20 protein-coding genes are annotated in these 18054 nt (G+C 30.6%); 19 read left to right on the top strand and 1 reads right to left on the bottom strand.

Annotated elements, in window-relative coordinates; all coding sequences use genetic code 11:
- The first annotated feature begins 660 nt into the window (after positions 1 to 660).
- From WJW32_RS02860 to WJW32_RS02850, 3 genes are all read left to right on the top strand, one after another.
- Positions 661 to 1032: a VOC family protein gene (locus WJW32_RS02860; protein ID WP_340254694.1), complete on the top strand. Its 372-nt coding sequence runs from the start codon at positions 661 to 663 to the stop codon at positions 1030 to 1032.
- 123 nt (positions 1033 to 1155) lie between these two features.
- Positions 1156 to 1680 carry a DUF2284 domain-containing protein gene (locus WJW32_RS02855; protein ID WP_340254691.1) on the top strand — a complete coding sequence of 175 codons (525 nt, stop codon included), beginning with the start codon at positions 1156 to 1158 and terminating at the stop codon, positions 1678 to 1680.
- 84 nt (positions 1681 to 1764) lie between these two features.
- Positions 1765 to 2640, top strand: coding sequence for a C40 family peptidase (locus WJW32_RS02850; RefSeq protein ID WP_340254688.1), 876 nt, complete (start codon positions 1765 to 1767; stop codon positions 2638 to 2640).
- 146 nt (positions 2641 to 2786) lie between these two features.
- Here the strand turns inward: WJW32_RS02850 and WJW32_RS02845 are convergent, their stop codons facing one another.
- A complete protein-coding gene (locus WJW32_RS02845; protein WP_340254685.1) occupies positions 2787 to 3368 on the bottom strand; it encodes a lytic transglycosylase domain-containing protein in 582 nt (193 codons plus the stop codon).
- An 84-nt stretch (positions 3369 to 3452) separates the two neighbouring features.
- On the opposite strand from WJW32_RS02845, the gene WJW32_RS02840 reads away from it, so the two are divergent.
- From WJW32_RS02840 to minE, 16 genes are all read left to right on the top strand, one after another.
- Positions 3453 to 4226, top strand: a complete 774-nt coding sequence (locus WJW32_RS02840) for an SPOR domain-containing protein (protein WP_340254682.1) — start codon at positions 3453 to 3455, stop codon at positions 4224 to 4226.
- A gap of 217 nt (positions 4227 to 4443) precedes the next feature.
- Entirely contained in the window at positions 4444 to 5769 is a 1326-nt protein-coding gene (rsxC, locus tag WJW32_RS02835; protein WP_340254679.1) for an electron transport complex subunit RsxC, read from the top strand.
- A 14-nt stretch (positions 5770 to 5783) separates the two neighbouring features.
- Positions 5784 to 6728: an RnfABCDGE type electron transport complex subunit D gene (locus WJW32_RS02830; RefSeq protein WP_340254676.1), complete on the top strand. Its 945-nt coding sequence runs from the start codon at positions 5784 to 5786 to the stop codon at positions 6726 to 6728.
- Positions 6728 to 7285, top strand: coding sequence for an RnfABCDGE type electron transport complex subunit G (locus WJW32_RS02825; RefSeq protein ID WP_340254673.1), 558 nt, complete (start codon positions 6728 to 6730; stop codon positions 7283 to 7285). Before WJW32_RS02830 ends, WJW32_RS02825 begins: the two co-directional genes overlap by 1 nt.
- A 15-nt stretch (positions 7286 to 7300) precedes the next feature.
- Positions 7301 to 7897: an electron transport complex subunit RsxE gene (gene rsxE / locus WJW32_RS02820; RefSeq protein WP_340254670.1), complete on the top strand. Its 597-nt coding sequence runs from the start codon at positions 7301 to 7303 to the stop codon at positions 7895 to 7897.
- A 12-nt stretch (positions 7898 to 7909) separates the two neighbouring features.
- Positions 7910 to 8482: an electron transport complex subunit RsxA gene (gene rsxA / locus WJW32_RS02815; RefSeq protein ID WP_248478313.1), complete on the top strand. Its 573-nt coding sequence runs from the start codon at positions 7910 to 7912 to the stop codon at positions 8480 to 8482.
- Positions 8483 to 8499: 17 nt separating this feature from the next.
- Positions 8500 to 9474: an RnfABCDGE type electron transport complex subunit B gene (gene rnfB / locus WJW32_RS02810; RefSeq protein WP_340254661.1), complete on the top strand. Its 975-nt coding sequence runs from the start codon at positions 8500 to 8502 to the stop codon at positions 9472 to 9474.
- A 103-nt stretch (positions 9475 to 9577) separates the two neighbouring features.
- Entirely contained in the window at positions 9578 to 10156 is a 579-nt protein-coding gene (locus WJW32_RS02805; protein WP_340254658.1) for a Maf family protein, read from the top strand.
- A gap of 16 nt (positions 10157 to 10172) precedes the next feature.
- Positions 10173 to 10871, top strand: a complete 699-nt coding sequence (radC, locus tag WJW32_RS02800) for a RadC family protein (protein WP_340254655.1) — start codon at positions 10173 to 10175, stop codon at positions 10869 to 10871.
- A 15-nt stretch (positions 10872 to 10886) separates the two neighbouring features.
- Positions 10887 to 11954 carry a rod shape-determining protein gene (locus WJW32_RS02795; protein WP_445330197.1) on the top strand — a complete coding sequence of 356 codons (1068 nt, stop codon included), beginning with the start codon at positions 10887 to 10889 and terminating at the stop codon, positions 11952 to 11954.
- 14 nt (positions 11955 to 11968) lie between these two features.
- Positions 11969 to 12838, top strand: coding sequence for a rod shape-determining protein MreC (gene mreC, locus WJW32_RS02790; protein ID WP_340254652.1), 870 nt, complete (start codon positions 11969 to 11971; stop codon positions 12836 to 12838).
- A gap of 13 nt (positions 12839 to 12851) precedes the next feature.
- The gene (gene mreD, locus WJW32_RS02785) at positions 12852 to 13340 is read left to right on the top strand and encodes a rod shape-determining protein MreD (protein ID WP_340254649.1); all 489 of its coding nucleotides are present in this window, start codon (positions 12852 to 12854) and stop codon (positions 13338 to 13340) included.
- Positions 13341 to 13350: 10 nt separating this feature from the next.
- Positions 13351 to 16146 (top strand): penicillin-binding transpeptidase domain-containing protein, encoded by a 2796-nt coding sequence (locus WJW32_RS02780; protein ID WP_340254646.1) that lies wholly within the window; start codon positions 13351 to 13353, stop codon positions 16144 to 16146.
- Between the two features lie 63 nt (positions 16147 to 16209).
- Complete coding sequence (gene minC, locus WJW32_RS02775) at positions 16210 to 16854, top strand: septum site-determining protein MinC (protein ID WP_340254643.1); 645 nt, start codon at positions 16210 to 16212, stop codon at positions 16852 to 16854.
- Positions 16855 to 16881: 27 nt separating this feature from the next.
- Positions 16882 to 17679: a septum site-determining protein MinD gene (gene minD / locus WJW32_RS02770; RefSeq protein WP_340254641.1), complete on the top strand. Its 798-nt coding sequence runs from the start codon at positions 16882 to 16884 to the stop codon at positions 17677 to 17679.
- An 11-nt stretch (positions 17680 to 17690) separates the two neighbouring features.
- Positions 17691 to 17975 carry a cell division topological specificity factor MinE gene (minE, locus tag WJW32_RS02765; RefSeq protein WP_340254639.1) on the top strand — a complete coding sequence of 95 codons (285 nt, stop codon included), beginning with the start codon at positions 17691 to 17693 and terminating at the stop codon, positions 17973 to 17975.
- Positions 17976 to 18054 lie beyond the last annotated feature (79 nt).

The following is an 18054-nucleotide window of genomic DNA, read 5'->3' as shown; positions in this document are numbered from 1 at the left end:
TTTCAGCATTCATTCGCCTTAAAAGAATATTAATTTGAGATTGGTCAGGGAAACTATCCATGTTAAATAAATTTGCTGATAGTTTTTCAGTTCCGAGCTTTTCATTTATATCTTTCATAAATTCACAGCCTATNCATTTTTAATTCAAAGTTATTGAAAGGCTTGAAAAAGTTAATTTCCAAGCCAAATTTCATTACAGCAATCAACCAAGCGGAAGTAGTTTCCTCTTTACAATTACCCTGTGTAAATGTTATTCTTTTCATAAATAATACCACCTTTCTTATTTTAGAGTACTTGTCGAATGGTAATTCTTTTATAAGAATATGGTATTATTTTTTTGTCTTTTATTCTATGGTAAAAATAGGGGATGAAGTTTTAATTTATAATAGAGTTTTTAATAACCCACAGACCCTAAAAAAATAACCCAGATTTCGTTTGTACGAAATCTAGGTAGCTATCTCAAAATAGAAAATATTTTCTACATCGAGATAGCTCTTTTTTAACCTAAATTTGACATAAATTAGAATTTTATTTATGATATTATTATATTGATAAAGTAAAACTTAATCCAGAAGCCGTTAAGATATCATCTCTAGTCTTAAGAGGATGGATATAGAACTTTTAGCTTTCGGATAAATTAATAAACAGAGGGGGATTAAAATGAAGTTTACATTTAATCACAATAACTTTAATGTATTAGATCTTAAAAAAAGTATAAAATTTTATGAAGAAGCGCTAGGTCTTGTAGAGACTAGGAGAAAAGTAGCTAGTGATGAAAGTTTTATACTAGTATTTTTAGGTGATGGAGAAAATAATCATAAGCTTGAACTTACTTGGCTTAAAGATAGAAAAGAAAAATATAATTTAGGAGAAAATGAATTCCATTTAGCATTTGAAACTGATGATTTTGAAAAAGCGTATGAGCACCATAAAAATATGGGATGCATATGTTATGAAAATAAAGAAATGGGAATATATTTTATAGCAGATCCGGATAATTATTGGATAGAGATAATTCCTCCTAAGAAGTAGTAAAAAAGAATTAGATAATATCTAATTCTTTTTTACTATACTAAACATTATAAATTAAATGTATAATGTTTAGTATAAGTTGTTTTAATTATACATTTTTCTGTTTTTTTAAGGGAGGTATCTATGGAAAATATTGTAGAATTTTCAAAGAGTCACAATATAAAAGCATACGATATAAAAGCAAAAGATATTATAGTTGAGGAAAGGGTTTACTTAAAATGTGCTTATGGATGCAAGGACTTTGGGAAAAGGCTCAATTGTCCACCTAATTGCATTAGTCTAGATAAGTTTAGGAAAATATTGAGTGAATACGATAAGGCTCTTATACTTTTACAAGAATATAAAATTTCTTCAAAAGACAATATGATAGATGTATGGGAAGATGCAAGACGGGAAGCTTTTAGAAAAATGATTGAAATAGAAAAGTTTGCTTTTAATAATGGGCATACTTTTGCGCATCTTTTAAGACCTGGATCTTGTAATGAATGTGAAAGATGTAAAGAAAAATGTTTGAAACCAAGTCTTAGAAGATTTTCGCCTGAAGCTGTAGGTGTTAATTTAGATAAAACTCTAAAAAATGTAAATATAAGAATAAATTATTCCGACTATAGTATCATTAATTTAATCGGAATTTTACTAGTAGAATAAAAAATATTTAAAAAAATAGAGGGAATTTTAAAATGATGTCGAATACAGTATAAAGATAGCATTATATAACTAAGGAGGAGTAGCATGACAAGTATGAAAAAAATAGTAGCACCTGCATTAGCTATGATTATATCACTCACTTTTAATATATCGACACCATCAGCAAATATGTATGAAGAAGCACAAATAAATGTTAATAGTTTGAATGTAAGAAGCGAAAATAATTTGAATTCTAATATTATAACTAAGGTAAACTCAGGTCAAAAGTACTTAATCCTTAAAGAACAAGAAGGATGGTATAAAATCAAATTAAACTCTTCTCAAGAAGGATGGATTAGTTCGCAATACTCTACTAAAAAACAAGCTATAGGAGTTATAAAAGGAAATAATGTAAATGTAAGAAGTTCGAATACAACTGTAAGTGATTCTATCGCTAATTTAAATATTGGAAATGAAGTTAGAATATTAGATAAAAATGAAGATTGGTACAAGGTTCAAATGAATGATAAGCAAATAGGATATATATATTATAATTTAATAGATATAAAAAGAGATAATATGAATGTAACAAGAGGATCTAGTGATAAATTATCTAAATTATATGAAGTAGCCAGTAGTAAATTAGGAAGTAAATATGTAGGGGGACATGAAGGTCCTGATACTTTTGACTGTTCGGGATTCACAAGGTATGTTTATAAAACTGGAGCGGGAATTGATATTCCTCATAATTCTACAGCTCAAAGTGGTGTAGGAACAACTGTTTCGAAAGATCAATTAAGATTAGGAGATTTAGTATTCTTTCATACTCTTGGAAGTTCTACTATAAATCATGTTGGAATGTATATAGGAAATGGGAATTTCATACATGCATCTTCTGGTGGACATAATGTTATAACATCTAGCTTAAGTGAAGGATATTATCAAGAGAGATATGTTACAGCAAGAAGAGTAATAAACTAAAAATTCGTCTAATGCTACGCATTGACTTATGTAGCCAACGATTCCTACGGGCTTCGTTGCTCAAAATAGTTGCAAATGTAGATTTTCAATCAAAGTTATCTATAATTCAAAAAAATATATAGTTTCTTTACATATAAAAAAGTGGTCTATAGACCACTTCTTTTAGTTTCATTCTTTAATTTATTATATGTGTTCATAACTTTGTTGACATAGCCTTGAGTTTCTTTGAATGGTGGTATACCATTATATTTATCTACATTTCCTGGACCGGCGTTATAGGAAGCTATAGCTAATGGTGTATTGTTATACTTATTTAAAAGTGAATCTAGGTACTTTGTACCACCTAGTACATTTTCTTTTACATCGTATGGGTTTTGTACATTTAATGATTTTGCAGTACCTGGCATTAATTGCATAAGGCCCATAGCCCCTTTATTTGAAGTAGCATTTGGATTAAAATTTGATTCAGCTTGTATAACTGATCTTATCAAATTTTCATCGATATTATACTTTAAAGAAGCTTCTTTTATTGCATTATCAATAGAAGAAGATGGATTGATACTTTCGGATAATTCATTATTAGTAGATGGTTGCGTTATGGTTTTAGATTTTTCGTTTAATATTTTTCTGAAATTATTTACATCTTCATTTGACATTATTTTTACAGGGACTCTACTTTGGATTTCATTGAGTTTATTTAAATAAATCTGATTTACAAAATTATTCATAGGCAATACTCCTTATTTAGTAATATTCTATATAGAAATATTATATAAATAATATATAGAATAGTAAATAGGGAGGAATTACTAATGAATAAAAGGTATAAAAAACAAAGAAAATCTTTGCTTATATTTTTCTTAATAATACCACTTATAGCATCGTGGGCTACATCTAAATATATGTTTAATAAAATATCTAATAGAAAAACAATAAAGGCTGTAAAAATAGATTTAAAAGACGAAACTAAAAAACAAATAGATGGATTTGAGATATATTCTATACAAGTAGGGTCTGTAAATGATCACAAGGAAGTAGAAAATATAGTGAATAATCTTCAGAGCTCTAGCATACCTAGTTATGTACATAAAAAAGAAGGTGCTTATAAAGTGTATACATATGTATCTTTAGAAGAATCTAATGTAAGAAAGTATTTAGAAAACATTAGGTCTAGTTATTCAGATGCGTTTATATCTAAAGTAGAAGTAGGTTCTATAGATTTAGAATATACAAAAAAATATGAATATATGAATGTGGTGTGTAAGAATTTAAATCTTATGATTGAAAATATGAAGCAGGAGTCGAAGTTTTGGAACGAATATAAATCGGGAATATCCAATTATAATGACTACATAGAAATAATTAACAATAAAAGTAAAATAGTAGATTCATTAACAAACAATTCAAAAAAAATTAAAGGGAAAGATGCAGAACATTTTGAAAAAAAATTGTCGGAATTTTGCGAATGGTACAAGGTGAATATAGAATCTGTAAATGAAAACTTAGGAAATGGAAATTTAAAATCATGTGAAAAGCTTTTTTTATCAAGCTTATTCAAGTATAATGAATTCATAAATAAAATTTAAAATATATAGATTTATTTGAAAGCAGGTGATCATCATCTGCTTTTATTTTATAAAATACTTCAAAATACTGCACTAGAAGTATGTTAAAAAAAAGATTTATAGGACTTTATAAAAAAAATATAGTATACTATAGGGTGAAAAGATATTCATAAAATATAAATATTTATACTTGGTAAATTAAAGTTGATTTACAATTTATTGTAAGGAGGTAATATGAATGAAGCTCTTAAGTTTTAGAGGTGGTGTTCATCCGCCACATAGAAAGAAAAGTACTGAAAAGATAAAAGTAGAAAGAGCTAAGGATCCTGCTACTTTGTATATACCTCTTCAACAACATATAGGCGCACCGTGTAAGGCTATTGTTAATGTTGGAGATACGGTTAAAGTAGGTCAAAAGATAGGAGAGGCACAAGGTTTTGTTTCTGCACCTGTACATTCTTCTGTTTCTGGTAAGGTAAAGGCGATTAAGGAATGTCCAGTACCAGGAGGAAAAGGTCTATGTGTAGTTATTGAAAACGATTTCGCAAATGAAATCCATGAAAGTGTTGTTCCTAAAGGCGACATAGATTCTCTAACAGGACCGCAAATATTAGAAATAATAAAAGAAGCTGGTATAGTTGGTATGGGTGGTGCAACATTCCCGATGCATGTAAAACTATCACCGCCGAAAGACAAGAAAATAGATACAGTTATATTAAATGGAGCTGAATGTGAGCCATATCTTACAGCAGACCATAGACTAATGCTTGAAAATCCAGAGTCTGTAGTATATGGACTTAAGGCTATAATGAAGGTTCTAAATGTTGAAAAAGGATATATAGGAATAGAAGATAATAAGCCTGATGCGATAGAAGCTATGACAAAGGCTGCTGAAAAAGAAAGCAATATAGAAGTTGTGGGTTTAAGAACTAAATATCCTCAGGGAGCAGAAAAGCAACTTATATATGCTTGTACAAATAGAGAAGTTCCATCTGGTGGACTACCTATGGAAGCTGGAGTTGTAGTAAATAACGTTGCAACTGCAGCTCAAGTATATAAAACTATAGAAACAGGTATGCCACTTATAGAAAGAATAACTACTATAACAGGTAGTGCTATAACAAATCCTACTAACTTGCTTATTAAGATAGGAACTACATTTGAGGAAATAATAAATCAATGTGGTGGATTTAAAGAAGAACCAGGTAAAGTTATAATGGGAGGACCTATGATGGGACTTACTCAATATACACTTGAAGTACCTGTTACTAAAGGTGGATCTGGTATATTATGCCTTAATAGAGAAGAAGCTACTTTACCAAATTCAAGCAATTGTATAAGATGTGGTAAATGTGTAGATATATGTCCTGCATTTTTACAACCGCTTTTCATAAGCGCTCATTCTTTAAAATACAATTTTGATAAAGCTGAAGAATGTAGAGCACTTGACTGTATAGAGTGTGGATCATGTTCATTTATATGTCCATCAAAGAGACCTCTTCTTCAGTCAATAAGAGTTGCAAAGAGAGAAATAATAGCACAAAAAAGAAAACAAAGTAAGTAAAAGGAGGTAAAAGAATGGATAGTAAGCTTATAATATCTTCTTCTCCTCATTTAAGATCAAAAGAAGATACTTCTAGTATAATGAGGGATGTTGTAATAGCATTAATTCCAGCAACTATAGCTGCTGTTTATTATTTTGGAATGGGAGCATTAGGTATAATTATATCTGCATTAATAGGTGCGGTTGCATCAGAAGCAATATGTCAAAAACTTATGGGAAAACCAATAACTATAAATGACTGGTCGGCAGTAATTACAGGATTATTAGTAGCATTTAATATACCTGCTAGTGCTCCTTTATGGTTACCTTTTGTAGGATCTGTATTTGCAATTATTATAGTAAAGCAATTATTTGGAGGTATAGGACACAACTTTATGAATCCTGCTCTTGCAGCACGTGCTATGTTACTTGCTTCTTGGCCAGTTGAAATGACAAGTTGGGTAACTCCAGGACCAGATGCTGTATCTACAGCTACTCCTCTTGCTTTAATTAAAGGAGCAGAGGCAATAGATATGGCAAAACCAAGTTTATTCAATCTTCTAACTGGTAACATAGGAGGATGCATTGGAGAAACGTCTGCAATACTTTTAATATTAGGTGGAGTATATCTTTTATATAGAGGCGTAATTACATATGTAATACCTACTTATTATATAGGAACAGTATTTGTATTAACATTAATATTTGGTGGATTTGATGTAACTAATTCAATATATCACTTATTCGCTGGTGGATTAATGATAGGTGCATTCTTTATGGCAACAGATTATTCTTCATCACCTATGACTCAAAAAGGTCAAATAATATATGCAATTGGATGTGGAGCTTTAACTACTATAATAAGACTATGGGGAGGATATCCGGAAGGAGTTTCTTACTCAATATTATTAATGAACGTAGCAGCACCACTTATAGATAAATACGTAAACCCTAAAGTATTTGGGGAGGTGGCTAAGTAATGAAAGAAATATTAAAACTTGGAGTAATATTGTTAATAATAACATCTATATCAGCTGTTATTTTAGGATTCACTAATGAAGCTACATTGCCGGCTATTCAAGAGCAAAATGAAAAGGCTAATATTGAAGCTCGTAAATCTGTTTTGGCAGAAGCTAAAGAATTTGAACCTGTTGAAAAAGAAGTAGAATCAGCTATAGTTAAAGAAATATATCAAGGATTAGATGAATCTGATATAGTAGGATATACTATAAAAACTGCTCCTAAAGGATATGGAGGAGAAGTTGAAGTTATGGTAGGAATAGGTACAGATGGAACTATTCACGGTATTTCTATAGGAAATCATGCAGAGACTCCAGGTCTTGGAGCAAAGGCTGCGGATGAACCATTTAAGAGTCAATACAACGGAAAAAGTATAGAAAAGAATATAGAAGTTATTAAAACTCCAGGACCTAAGGAAAATGAAATTGTTGCAATATCTGGAGCTACTATAACTTCAAAAGCAGTAACTGCTGGTGTTAATGAAGCTATAAGAATATACAATGAAGCTTTAAAATAGGTTGGAGGTGAAACTATGAAATTAGGTAAATTATTCAAAAATGGTATTATAAATGAAAACCCAACATTTGTGCAAGTTTTAGGTATGTGTCCAACTCTTGGAGTTACGACTTCAGCTGAAAATGGATTGGGTATGGGACTTGCAACTACTGCAGTTCTTATATGTGCAAACTTAGCTATATCACTTCTTAGAAAGCTTATACCTTCTAAGATAAGAATACCTGCATTCGTAGTAGTAATAGCTACATTCGTTACTCTTGTAGGAATGGTTTTAAAAGCTTATGTTCCTGCGCTTGACAAAAAACTTGGATTATTTATTCCTCTTATAGTTGTTAACTGCTTAATATTAGCAAGAGCAGAGAGTTTCGCATCTAAAAATGGACCAGTAGCGTCTATAGTAGATGGAATTGGAATGGGACTTGGATTCACTGTTTCTTTAACAATGCTTGGTCTTGTTAGAGAATTGTTTGGAAACGGAACTATATTTGGTCATTTAGTATTAGGTAGTGCATATAAGCCGGCACTTATAATGATATTACCTCCAGGTGCATTTTTAGCATTAGGATTACTTCTTGCAATGATTAATAAAATTGCTAATAAAAAAGCTAGTTAGGAGGGGAATTGGATGGAAATATTTTTAATATTAGTAAGTTCTATATTAGTAAATAACTTTGTATTATCTAGATTCTTAGGTATATGTCCATTCCTTGGAGTTTCTAAAAAAGTTGAAACTGCAGTAGGTATGGGTATGGCTGTTACTTTCGTTATGACTTTAGCATCTATAATAACTTATTTTGTTCAATATTATGTGCTTGAGCCACTTGGAATACAGTTTTTACAAACAATCGCGTTTATACTTGTAATAGCATCTCTTGTTCAGTTTGTTGAGATGGTAATTCAAAAGATGAGTCCTACGCTTTATCAAGCACTAGGAGTTTTCTTACCACTTATAACTACAAACTGTGCAGTTTTAGGGGTTGCTATAATAAATATAGACAGTAATTATAATTTAATTGAAACAATTGTAAATGGTATGGGAGCTGCTATTGGATTTACACTTGCAATAGTTTTATTTGCAGGAATTAGAGAAAGACTAGAGCTTGCCGATGTACCAGAAAGTTTTAAAGGATTCCCTATTGCTTTAATTACAGCAAGTCTTATGGCAATAGCATTCTTAGGATTTACAGGATTAGTTTAGGTAGGGGGTGAAAAAGTATGTCTTTAATATTAAATTCAGTAGTAAGTCTAGGTGCTATGGGACTTTTATTCGGTTCTGGTCTTGCGTATGCTTCTAAAAAGTTTGCTGTAGAAGTTGACCCAAGAGTAGAAGCTATAAATGAAGCTTTACCAGGGGCTAACTGCGGAGGATGTGGTTATCCTGGTTGTGGAGGATTAGCAAATGCAATAGTAGCTGGAGAAGCACCGGTAAATGGATGTCCTGTAGGAGGATCAGATACTGCAGCTAAAGTAGCAGAAATAATGGGCCAAGTTTCGCAAGATGGAGAAAAAACAGTAGCAAAGGTTATATGTAAAGGTACATGTAATAACGCTAAAGAAAAAAGTGAATACTATGGAATAAATGACTGTAGAGCAGCAGCCTTAGTATCTGGTGGGTCTAAATCGTGTCAATATGGATGTTTAGGTCTTGGGACTTGTGTTAATGTATGTCAATTTGGGGCTATTACAATAAAAGATGGAATAGCTAGTATAGATAAAGATAAATGTGTATCTTGTGGTAAGTGCTTAGAGGTTTGTCCAAAATCTGTAATAGATTGGGTTCCTTATTCTCAAGAAGTAGTTGTTGAGTGTAATAGTGAAGAATTCGGAAAAGATGTTAAATCTAAGTGTTCAGTTGGATGTATAGGATGTGGAATGTGTGCGAAAGCTTGTCCATTCGGAGCTATAACTATGGAAGGCAAGTTAGCTAAAATAGATTATACAAAGTGTACACAATGTATGATTTGTACAGAAAAATGTCCAACTAAAGCTATATCAGGAGAACTAAGCAAGAGAAAGAAAGCTTCTATAGAAGAAGAAAAATGTGTTGGATGTACTATATGTAAGAAGAAGTGTCCTGTTGAAGCAATCGAAGGAGAGCTTAAGAAAAAACATGTTGTTATAGAAGAAAAGTGTATAGGATGTGGCGAGTGTGCTAAAAAATGTCCTAAAGGTGCTATAAAAATGAAATAAAAAGGTAAAAATATAAGGTGTGGTATTTACCACACCTTATTGTTTTTTTTTGACCTAAATGGTAAACTATTTAAGGACAATGTAATTATGTAGAGGTGAGTATATGAATATTGTATTAGCATCAGCTTCGCCAAGGAGAAAAGAATTACTTTCTAATTTGAATTTAGATTTTAAAATTATGAAAAGTTATATAGAAGAGTTCGTAAATGATAAGTATACACCAGAATCTATAGCTATGAGTTTATCATTTCAAAAGGCAATTGATGTTGCAAATAAAACAGGTAAGAACAGCATCGTAATTGGAGCTGATACAATAGTTGTTCTTGATGAAAAAATATTAGGAAAGCCAAAGGATGAACAAGATGCTTTTAATACATTAAATCAGCTATCAGGTAAATGCCATAAAGTTATTACAGGTATTTCTGTATTGAGGCTTTCAGACAATAAAAAAATTATCGACTATGAAGTAACGAAAGTAAAAATGAGAGAATTTAGTGAGGATGAAATTAAAAGGTACATAAAAACAACAGAACCTATGGATAAAGCAGGTTCGTACGCTATACAAGGATATGGATCTTTACTAGTAGAACAAATAAATGGAGATTATTTCAATGTAGTAGGACTTCCGGTTTCAAAGTTGGGACAAATTTTATATAGACATTTTGATGTAAATATTATATAAATTAGGAGGAAGGTATATGGGTCATATAAATAAAATATCAATAAAAGATATGGCTAAAAATCAAAGACCCAGAGAAAAAATAATATTAAATGGAGTAAATAGCTTATCAGACACAGAACTTTTAGCTATTTTAATTAGAACAGGAAATAAAAATATGTCGTCTATAGAACTTGCAAACTGCATAATAAATATGGACAAGTCTTCAGGAATAAGAAAATTAGCTGATACTAATATAGAAGAGTTAAAAGAAATAAAAGGAGTAGGAACGGCAAAAGCTTGTCAAATAATGGCGGCAATAGAACTAGGAAAGAGGATTGCTAGATTTATTCCAGACAAAAAACCAAAAATAACAAGTCCAGACGATATAGTAAATATGTATATGGAAGATATTAGATACCTAAAAAAGGAAGTGTTTAAAGTCATTTTATTAAACACAAAGAATGAGATTATATGTGATGTCGAAATTTCAGTAGGAACTTTGAATTCATCATTAGTACATCCAAGAGAAGTCTTTATTGAAGCTATAAAAAGGAGTACGAATAAAATTATTCTTATACATAATCACCCTTCAGGTAACCCTGAGCCGAGTAGAGAAGATAAAAACATAACTAACAGGCTCATTGAGGGAGGAAAAATATTAGGTATAGATATAATAGATCATATAATAGTTGGAGATGGAGTGTATTTTAGCTTTAAAGAAAAAGCTTTAATCTAGAGAGGAGAAGTTAAAATGAAAAAAGATAAAACTACAAAAAAGACTAAACAAAAAATGAATTTTTTTAATACGAGATCAAACGATATGGGGATAGATTTAGGAACAGCAAATACATTAGTTTATGTAAGAGGAAATGGAATTGTAGTAAGGGAACCATCTGTTGTTGCTATAAGAGATGATAACAAAGAAGTTTTAGCTGTTGGAGAAGATGCTAAGAAAATGATAGGAAGAACTCCTGGAAATATAATAGCTATAAGACCTATGAAAGATGGAGTAATCGCTGATTTTGATATTACTCAAAGTATGCTTAGATACTTTATAAAAAAGGCGTATCCTAAAAAATCACTGTTTAGCAGTCCTAGAATTGCAGTATGTGTTCCTTATGGAGTTACGGAAGTAGAAAAAAGAGCAATAGAAGAAGCTGCTCGTCAAGCTGGTGCTAAAGATGCTTATTTAATAGAAGAGCCTATGGCTGCTGCTATTGGAGCTGGTCTTAAAGTAGAAGAACCAGATGGAAATATGGTAGTTGATATAGGAGGAGGTACTAGTGAGATAGCTGTTATATCATTAGGTGGTATAGTTACAGCCAAGTCAATTAGAATTGGTGGAGATGAATTTGATGAATCAATAGTTAACTATGTAAAAAAAGAGTATAACCTTATGATTGGAGAGAGAACTGCAGAAGACGTGAAAATGAAGATTGGGTCTGCTTTTAAAGAAGAAGAAGAAAGCATGGATATAAGAGGTAGAGATTTGGTATCTGGTCTTCCAAAAACTATGAATATAACATCTAGTGAGGTAAGAGAAGCATTAAAAGAGCCTATAACTAGTATATTAGAGGGAATAAAGGCAACACTTGAAAAAACACCACCAGAACTTGCATCTGATATTATGGAAAATGGTATAATGCTTACAGGTGGAGGGGCTCTTTTAAAGGGGCTTGATAAACTAGTTAGAGAAGAGACTGGAATGCCTGTTCATATAGCAGAAAATCCTCTTGATTGTGTTGCAAAAGGAACAGGTAAATCTGTTGAGGATAAAGAAATCTTTGATAAAATTCTTATGTATGGAAGAAAAGGATAAAAGATGGTGATCGTGTGAGAAGCAAAAAGAAAAATAAAAACAAGCTAAATAAAGAAGTGATAGTGATTAGTTTAATTACTATCACTCTACTTGTAATTATAGGAATATCAATAGAGGGAAGATACAATAACTATATTCCAAGTGCTATACTAGATGTTATTACTCCTGCACAAAGAGGATTAAACAAGGTTTTTAGTGTAACAAGTGAAAATGTTTTAGGTATAATTAATTATAAAAAAAATCTAAAAGAGATAGAACAGCTTTCAAAAGAAAATGAGGATTTAAAAAAGAAGGTAATAGAAATAGACTTAAGTAAAGACGAATTAAGTGAACTTCAAAATCTTAAAAAATCGTTGAACTACATACCCGAATTTTATGATCAAAATTATATTAGTGCATCTGTTATAAGTAAAAATGATGGGAATTGGTATGATTCATTCACAATATCTGCTGGTAAAAAAGATGGTGTTGTTGAAGATAGTATAGTGGTATCGGGATCAGGTCTTGTTGGAAAAGTATATGAGGTATCGGATAATTATTGTAAAGCAATTTCACTTTTGAATAACAAATCTGCTGTTAGCTTTGAGATTTTAAGAAAAGGAGAATATACGGGGGTTATAAGTCAAAATATATCGATGGATTCTAGTGAAAACTTTACAGGATACCTTAAAGGATACTTATTTGATATTAAATACAAGGTTGTTCCAGGAGATATACTTATAACTTCTGGAATTGGAATATATCCTAAAGGTATACCTTTAGGAGAGGTTGAAAAGGTGATAGAAGATAAAAATAATTTATTAAAGTATGTAAAGGTAAAGCCTTATATAGATTTTAAGCATATAGATAAAGTATTAATAACAAGACCTAGAATAGTAGAATAAAGAGGTAGTAATTATGAAAAATATAATATTAATTTTAATAGGAATATTCATAATAATTATAGAAAATAGTATTGTGAATTATATAGATATATTTAATATAAGTTTAAATATATCTATTGTATATATAAGTATTATTTCTTTATTTGTAAAAAGAAATGAAGGGGCTTTAATAGGGTTAATACTTGGCATTTTAAAGGATATATTAATTGGAAGATTCATAGGTGTAAATGCTCTTGTATTTTTCGTTATAGGATATTTATATGGAATATTACAGGATAAAATATTCAAAGAGAATGTTACAACTATATTAATATTAACACTTTTCTCTTCTTTATTTGAATCTTTTATAAACTTCCTTTTATTAAAAAGCTCATTTGCAAGTGAAAGAATACTATTTTCTTTGATCAAAGGATCTGTTTTTATACCTGTTTTAAATACAGTATTTGCTTTGGTTATATACAAAGTTTTAATAGATTTTGTAAAAAAATTAGACAATATTTAGTGGTGATTATATGATAAATAAAAAAATTAAGGATAGATATGATGTTTTAAGAGTTTCTTTTGTTGTCATATTTTCTATTATTATATTAAAACTAGGATATATGACTATTATAAAGGGTGATCACTATTTTGAGCAGGCTCAAAATAAGGTATATAAAAAAATACTAGTAGAAAGTCCTAGAGGAGAAATAAGGGATAGGTATGGAAGATTGCTTGCGGGAAATAGAGCGTCTTTTACTGTTCAACTCCTTAAAAATGAAATAGAACAAGCTGATGCAAATGAAGTTGGCCAAAAGGTTATAAATGTATTAGAGAAAAACGGAGAAAAGTACATAGATGAATTCCCTATAATAAAGGAAAATGGAAAGTTTGTGTATACTTATGATAAAAATATTGAGGAGTGGAAAACTAAAAATGACATTCCTTTAAATTATAATGCTAAAAAAAGTTTTTATCATATAGTAGATAGATTAGTAGATGAAGGCGTTATTACCGTAGATGATAAGGCTACTGGATATGACTTACAGAAACTGCTGAATGAAAAAGGATACTATCCTCCTATATATGTTTCTGAGTGGGAATTCGCAGAAAATATAAAAAAAAGTCAATGGTTATATAAATATACAAAAAAAGAGGAAATTATAAGCGCAGAGGAAGCATTTAATAGATTAAAAGAGTATTTTAATATTGATGAAAGTTTAAATGATGATAAAGCTAGAAAAATACTTTTATTCAGAGATTTACTTAAGTCACAAGGATACTTACAGTATCAGCCTATAAAGCTTGCTATTGATGTTAAAAAAGAGACGGTTGCAGAAATAGAAGAACTTGCAATAGAAATTCCTGGAGTTAGTATAGAAACTGAGCCTATTAGATATTATCCAAATGAAAATTTAGCATCTCATATACTTGGACAAATAGGTAAAATATCTCAACAAAAAGAAATAGATACTTATACTACTGATAAAGGATATAGTATAAGTGACATGATAGGAAAAACAGGTATTGAGAAAACATTCGAAGATAAGCTTCATGGAGAAAAAGGATATAAAAAAGTTATAGTTGATTCAGCTGGAAGACTCATAGAAAAGATTAATATACAGTCTCCTAAAGCTGGAGATACTGTTTATTTAACAATAGACAAGGATTTACAAAAAGTAGCAGAAGATTCTCTTGAAAAAGCATTAAAAACCATACAGGTTGGAGGAAATTATGAAAGTCCTTGGGGAGATTATAGATTAAACGATGGTAAAAAAATATATAACAATGCTACTTCAGGTGCTGTTGTTGCACTTGATGTTAAAACAGGAGAAATTTTAGCTATGGCTAGCTATCCAGACTATGATCCTAATTTATTTGCAACAGGTATAACCACTGAGGATATGAATAAGCTTTTACCTGAAAATAAAAATAATCCACTTGAAGCAAAGCCTCTTTATAATATAGCTACAATGACTTTTGTTCAGCCTGGTTCTATATTTAAGATGATAACTGGACTTGCTGCTATAGATAATGGGCTAGATCCAAATTATGAAATATATGATAAAGGTCATATAATGCTTGGAAATAAATCATTTGGATGTTGGATATGGAATGAAAGCAGGGGAAGTCATGGAGCGACTAATCTGTACAAAGCAATAGAACAGTCTTGTAACTATTATATGTACAGTGTAAGTGTAGGATATGATTATTCAAAAGAAAAACCCCTTCCTGTAAAAATGAACGTAGATGAGATACTTAGATATGCAAGATTATTTGGACTTGATGAAAGAACTGGAATTGAAATAGAAGAAATTCCTGGTAAAGTTCCAAATCCAGAATCTAAGTTTGATAGAACTAAAAAATCTCTTAAATATGCTCTTGATAGAAAACTCAAAACTTATTTTGAAGATATAAATGGTTCAAATAAAGAAGAGTATGAAAAAAGAATAGATGAAATAGTTAGCTGGATGGATAAAAATCCAAGTAGAAATACTTTGTTAAAGAGATTAGAAAAGCTTAAAATAAAAGAAGATAAAATAGGTGAAGTTACCGATTTGATTAAGTATAGTTATTTTAATCAATCTAAGTGGACTAAAGGGGATACATTCAATATATCTATAGGTCAAGGTTCAAATGCATATACACCACTTCAAATGGCAAATTATATATCCGGACTTGTTAATGGAGGATATAAAAATAAAGTTACTGTAGTTGATAAAACAGAGTCATATGATAAAATGAATATAGACAAGAGTAATGTTGAAAGAGAAAAAATACCTTTAAACGATGATTTGAACTTAGAAGAAATTAAAAAAGGTATGCTAAGAGTTACTGAGCAGGGAACAGCAAAGAAAGTTTTTGGAAAATTTCCAATTAAGGTTGGAGCAAAAACTGGTACTGCACAAAAAAGTGGTAGAATTCCAACTGCTGATGAAGTTGAATATTTAGTTTCTCATATGTCAAGTTTTGGAGTTAGTACTTCGGAGGCTTTAGCTCTTGCTGATAAATATGAAAAAGCAGATAATAGCAAGTACAGTAAGGATTATTATATAAGAAAAGCTTTATATAAGCTAAATCCTCGTCTTAATTATGATGAAATAAACAGATTTAAGGATACTTATGATAACTTTGCTTGGTTTGTGTCATTTGCACCTTATGATGATCCAGAAATAGCCGTTGTATCACTTATATTTCAGGGAGGACATGGAGGTTATGCATCTCCCATAGCTAGGGATATAATGGTTGAGTATTTTGGGCTTACAAAAAATGAAGATGATTATGAGGTTAAAGAAGAATTAAATATGAAGGAAGAATTAAAAAGATAAAAAGAAGGATTTATATAGTTTTTGAAGAATAATAAAAATATATAATCTTTTGGAGGAAATCATATGGCTTTAGGAGATGTAATAGAATTTAAAGGGAATAAAAGAAATTTAAGAAAAGATAATGTAGAATTCAAAGGAAGTAAAAAGGGATTAGTCATAAATATAAAAAATTGTGATGACTTTGAGCAGGTCAAACAAGAAATACTACAGAAGATTGAATGCGCTGGAAGATTTTTTATAGGGGCAAAAATAACTTCTATTAATAGTGATACAATTACAGATATTCAACAGATAGAGCTTAAAGAAATTATAAGTAGTAAATTTCAAATAGAGTTTGTGGAAGAACAATCAGTATTTGATGGAATATATGAAGGTCAAACTAAATTTGTTAAAGCTACTTTAAGATCTGGAATGAAAATTGAGTTTAAAGGAAATGTAGTTATTATAGGAGATGTAAATCCAGGGGCTCAAATAGTAGCTTATGGTAATGTCATTATAATGGGATGCTTAAGAGGTGTTGTTCATGCAGGAGCTAATGGAAATAAAGATGCCTTTGTTGTTGCATATGATTTAAATCCTATGCAGCTTAGGATTGAAAACTTAATATCTATAGCGCCTGATGAGGAGTTCCAAAAGCCTAATTATCCTGAAATAGCATTTATAAAGGATAATTGTATAGTAATAGATCCATATTTAAATAAAAGATAGTTAATATGCACGAATGGGGGTAGTATTGTGAGTGAAGTTATTGTAATCACATCAGGTAAAGGTGGAGTTGGAAAGACTACGACTACTGCTAACTTAGGAACAGCTCTGAGCCTTTCTGGTAAAAAAACTGTAGTTGTTGATGCTGATATTGGTCTTAGAAATTTAGACGTTGTAATGGGTCTTGAAAATAGAATAGTTTATGATATTGTAGATGTAGTTGAAGGTACTTGTAGATTAAAACAAGCACTTATAAAGGATAAGAGATTTGAGAATTTATATCTTTTACCTGCTGCTCAAACTAGGGACAAAAATGCTATAACTCCAGACCAGATGAAAAAGCTGTGTGATTCATTAAGAGAGTCATTTGATTATGCATTAATTGATTGTCCTGCTGGGATTGAGCAAGGATTTAAAAATGCAATAGCTGGAGCAAATAGAGCAGTGGTAGTTACAACTCCTGAAGTTTCTGCTGTTAGAGATGCAGATAGAATAATAGGATTGTTAGAGGCTAATGAAATACATGATCCAGAATTAATAATCAACAGGATTAGACTTGAGATGGTTAAGCGTGGAGATATGATGAATATGGAAGATATAATAGATATATTAGCTATAGATTTGTTAGGAGTTATTCCTGATGATGAAAGTGTTATAATATCTACTAATAAGGGGGAACCTGCTGTTACTGATTCTAAGTCATTAGCTGGACAAGCGTACAGAAATGTTTGTCAAAGAATAATGGGAGATCAAGTTCCATTTTTAAATATGGAGACACAAGGTTCTTTTATGGATAAATTGAAAAAAATATTTGGTATAGCTAGATAGGGGGCGAAGCTTTGTTAGATTTATTTAAGATATTTGGAAATGAATCTAAAACCAGCAAGAATGTAGCCAAAGAAAGGCTTAAATTAGTGTTGGTTCATGATAGAGTAGATTGTTCTTCCAAATTTCTAGAGATGATAAAAGGAGACATTATAAATGTTATATCTGAATATATAGAAATTGATGAAAGTGGCTTAGAAGTTAGAGTTGCAAAGTCTAGAAATTCAGATGATGATGCTCCTGTGTCTGCGCTTATTGCAAACATACCTATAAAAAAAGTAAGAGAAGGAATAAGATAAAAACATTATTGGGGAATCCGTATAGGATTTCCCAATAATATTTTTATGAGTCAGCGAGTAGCGACTAGACGAATTTTTT

It is taken from the genome of Tepidibacter sp. Z1-5, assembly GCF_037844525.1.
In the GTDB taxonomy this organism is placed as follows: Bacteria; Bacillota; Clostridia; order Peptostreptococcales; family Peptostreptococcaceae; genus Tepidibacter_A.
Note: the sequence above shows the minus strand (reverse complement) of the source record. Positions and strands in the feature narration are given on the sequence as shown.